Below are 3,766 nucleotides of genomic sequence, written 5' to 3'. Positions count from 1 at the left end.
CGAGAACGTCTTGGCCAAGCCGTAGCTCATCAATGACGCTGGTGTCGCGCCAGCCGCAGGTAATGTGCCCACGAAGAAGCCGATCACAGACCCGAGCGTTGTTGTTGGCAGGTATTCTTTGACGAAGCCAAGATTCTTCTTGAACCTCCCCCACGTCACCTTGACCACCTGAACCTGTACTTTGCCCTTCGTATGTTCCAGCGTCCACAGCATCTCTCCGATCCCGTAAATGCCAATGGCCAGGACAAGGAAGCCGATCCCGCGCTGGAACTCGACAAGGTCAAAGAACACCAAACGCGGCTGACCGGTAATGATATCAAAACCGACAGAGGCCATCACAAGGCCAATCAGGATCGAGAATATCGTCTTTGGTATATCATCTCCCCCAAGCCCGATGAAGGTCGCAAAGGCAAGGATCATCAATGCGAATTCCTCGTGCGGGCCGAATTTCAAGGCGAATTCGGCCAAGGGCGGCGCAAACAGAGTGAATAGTACGACGGAGATTGTGCCTCCGATGAAGCTGGCGATAGCTGCCGCAGTCAGTGCCTGATCGGCTCTTCCCGATTGCGCCATTGGCCGGCCATCGAATACCGTGGCCACAGCCGTCGATGCGCCGGGAATGCCCAAAGTGATTGACGAAATCGCCCCGCCATACATTGCACCGTAATAAAGCGCTGCTAGGAATATGATCGCCGCCGTCGGCGGAACAAGAAATGTAACAGGTAACAAAATTGCGACACCGTTGACCGAGCCTAACCCTGGCATCGCCCCGATGAACAGACCGGCAAAACAACCGGCAAATATCATAAAAAGATTCAGGGGTTCGAACGCCTGCAACAGACCCGCCCCGAGGAGTGTAACGATTTCGCCCATTTCTTGGTCCTTTTCGACCCAATTACATCAGGTAATCCCAGCGGTAGTTGTCGATCCAGAGAAAACCATCTTCAAAGATCGGCCACCCCTTGGGCAGGTACTTGGTCAGTTGCCATTCAAACAGAAAGTAGATGAAGAACACCGCACCGAAACACATGATTATGGTTGTGCGCCATCGGTGTCCGCCCAGCACCTTCATATAGAATCCGAGAAACAAGAAGACGGCGATATAGGTGCCTACGATCGTCACCAGAATGATCATCGCCGTCAGCGCCACGAATGAAGCAAATACAAGCCCGAAGCTTTCAGGATCGATGTAGGCGCTCGTGTCTCGGCTTTCCGGTGTCGAACCCTTGTACCAGCGCAATAGGGTCCACAGTGAGGCGAGCGCCATCCCGAAGCTCAGCCAAAAGGGCCAAACCCCGGCGCCGGGACCCCGCTCTTCCACCCAGCCGATGTTCAGCCCGTCGGCCCAAACGCTCCACATAATTGACAAGGAAAACAGGAACATTCCTATTCCCATTAAAAGTTCCGCACCGCGTGTGGACATTTTCCCCCCATTCATTGACCGCATTTTTCTATGCACCGTTAAGAAAACGATGCTTATCACGGTCACATGTCAGTCGTTCGATGTTGTCGTCAGGCCCCGGGCCGGGCTGTCCAGCCCGGGACGGTTTTGGTATTATTCGCCGGTGATCGCAGCTGCGCCTACCTGCTCGATCAGATCCTGGTGGGCGACATATTGCGTGGCGTGGAATTCGCCTAGATCGCCACCGTTAAGGAAAGTATCGCAGGTCAAACCGTCGGATGTGCAGAATTCCTGCCACTCATCCGAGGCGAATAGCTCGCCGAACAGTTCAGTATAGAATTCAACTGCTTCAGGCGACATACCCGGAGGACCGTTGACCGAACGCTGCATGTAGTACTCGATGTCTACACCCAGCTCTTTTGCGGTAGGAACGTCCGGGAAAGCCGCCATGCGCTCGCCGGTGAACTGTACCAGTGGCTTTGAATCGCCAGCTTCATAGAACGCCATCTGTTCGGCCGGGTTGTTGACGGTTGAGTCAATCTGGCCGCCGATCAAGTTCTTGGCCACTGTGCCACCGCCTGGGAACGGAATATAGGTGACTTCATAGTCAAAAGCCGCTTCCATCATCGCCGTCAGCACGCTGTCTTCCTGACCGGATCCAGTGCCGCCGACTTTCCAGTCGAGCCCCTTGCCTTTCACCGCTTCAACGTAAGAGTCGAGATCGGTGATGTCGGCCATGTCGTTGTGGACCCAAAGTAGGAAGGTATCCATTGCCATCAAACCGATAGGCGTGAATTCCCGCGGATCAACGCCAAGATCTTCCTGGATGATCGGCGTAGTATAAAAGCTGTTCAGCGTCATCATCACGGTGTGATCGTCACCTGCCTTGTCCTGCAGGTAACGCAATGCTTCTGCACCGGATCCACCGGGTTTGTTAATCGGAATGAACGGGCGAGACGACAGGCCCTTCTGCTCGATCAGGCCTTGCAGAAGTCGTGCGATCTGGTCTGCGCCGCCGCCGGTGCCTGCCATGATGATAAACTCAACCGGTTTTTTAGGCTGCCAGTCGGCGGCCAAGGCGGTCGTCGCCGTCATGCCAAGGGTCGCGGCTCCCGCAAGTAATGTTGATAGAATCTTCATATTCAACTCCTCCCTAGTGGGTTTGTCCTTTCGGACCTTAAACCGCCGGTGGCGGCCCTGATGCGAACGGCTTCAGACCAAGGGTATGTTCCCCCTTTCTGACAAACCGGTCACTCAAGCTTGGTTGGACGGTTCGCTTTCTTGGCCTTGGGGGCTACCGCTGGCCATTTGTTATCCTCCGTCGAATTCAGTTCCTTATCCTTTCAACTCGTGTACCTAGTGGGCCATGATGACCGGAATCCGCGCCTTATCGACCACAGTTTGTGCATTTCCGCCGAATATCTCCTGTCGCGTGTATCCTTCGTGATAAGCTCCCATCACCAACACGTCCGCGTCCTGGTTTCCTGCGGCATCTAATAGGCGTTCACCAATCACGCCGCGATTTTCGATTTCGACGATGTCACTTTCGACACCGTGCATGTTCAAAAGCTGGTGCAGATCGGACGCGCTGGCACGATGTACGTCCGCGTCTTTAGTGGTCAGGATGCTGACTTTGTCCGCACTGCGAATGACTGGCATTGACATACGCATCGCGCGCGAAGCCTCAATAGAACCATTCCATCCGATTGCGATGCGCGCCCCGATTGCCGGTGGCGCCGCTTGATCCGGGCACATCATCACCGGACGGCCGCTCGAGAATATCGCCGCCTTCAGAGTATTCGCTCCAAGGCGTGCCGCCTTATCCGGTTGTGGTACGACAATCAGATCAGCCAGCCGGCCAAGATGGCTGATCATATCAACCTGACGTCCGCGTTCCTCGGTGAACCAGACGGTTGCTGCGCCGCCATTGGGTGTATCGGTTTCGGTCAGGTCCAACTCACGCGCCAAGGCGTGCAATTCTTCCTTCAGCTTTTGTTCCTCTACATCCGCCTGCGACCCTGCGCTTTCCAATATCTGCCGCTTGAGTATTTCAGGAACCGCAACACCGAAGGGAATCATGTCCTCAGCCTCAGCACGCACATGCGTGACATCGATATGGGCATTAAAACGGTGCGCCAGGACGGCAGCATGGCGCAGGACATTGTCGCCTTTGCCATCACCGCGCACCGGTACAACGATCTTCTTTAGGCCCGTCGCCATATCAGAACAGCCCCTCGATTTCGCCATCGTCGTTGAGTTTGATGGCCTCGGCGGAGGGGGTGCGGGGCAGGCCGGGCATGGTCATGATCTCGCCGCAGATCGCTACGACAAATCCCGCGCCGGCACTCAGGCGTACCTCGCGCA

5 protein-coding genes are annotated in these 3,766 nt (G+C 55.5%); all 5 read right to left on the bottom strand.

Translation table 11 applies throughout. The annotated features are described in order from the left end of the window. Positions 1-873, bottom strand: an 873-nt coding sequence (locus ABJZ52_RS14900) for a tripartite tricarboxylate transporter permease (protein WP_348487797.1), incomplete at its 3' end; no start/stop codon positions are given. A 22-nt stretch (positions 874-895) separates the two neighbouring features. Continuing rightward, the gene (locus ABJZ52_RS14895) at positions 896-1,384 is read right to left on the bottom strand and encodes a tripartite tricarboxylate transporter TctB family protein (RefSeq protein ID WP_348487796.1); all 489 of its coding nucleotides are present in this window, start codon (positions 1,382-1,384) and stop codon (positions 896-898) included. 171 nt (positions 1,385-1,555) lie between these two features. Next, positions 1,556-2,542: a tripartite tricarboxylate transporter substrate binding protein gene (locus ABJZ52_RS14890; RefSeq protein WP_348487795.1), complete on the bottom strand. Its 987-nt coding sequence runs from the start codon at positions 2,540-2,542 to the stop codon at positions 1,556-1,558. Positions 2,543-2,758: 216 nt separating this feature from the next. Continuing rightward, positions 2,759-3,622: a universal stress protein gene (locus ABJZ52_RS14885; protein WP_348487794.1), complete on the bottom strand. Its 864-nt coding sequence runs from the start codon at positions 3,620-3,622 to the stop codon at positions 2,759-2,761. Position 3,623: 1 nt separating this feature from the next. Then, positions 3,624-3,766: formate--tetrahydrofolate ligase (locus ABJZ52_RS14880; protein WP_348486534.1), on the bottom strand; the 143-nt coding region annotated here is incomplete at its 5' end.

Source organism: Roseibium sp., assembly GCF_039982295.1.
Lineage (GTDB): Bacteria > Pseudomonadota > Alphaproteobacteria > Rhizobiales > Stappiaceae > Roseibium.
The sequence above is the reverse complement of the archived record's forward strand: the minus strand, read 5'-3'. Positions and strand labels throughout refer to the sequence as shown.

Excerpts from the sequence above, each read along its gene's own strand:
- ABJZ52_RS14895 (WP_348487796.1), bottom strand. The coding sequence starts at position 1,384 with ATGTTCCTGTTTTCCTTGTCAATTATGTGGAGCGTTTGGGCCGACGGG.
- ABJZ52_RS14890 (WP_348487795.1), bottom strand. The coding sequence starts at position 2,542 with ATGAAGATTCTATCAACATTACTTGCGGGAGCCGCGACCCTTGGCATG.
- ABJZ52_RS14885 (WP_348487794.1), bottom strand. The coding sequence starts at position 3,622 with ATGGCGACGGGCCTAAAGAAGATCGTTGTACCGGTGCGCGGTGATGGC.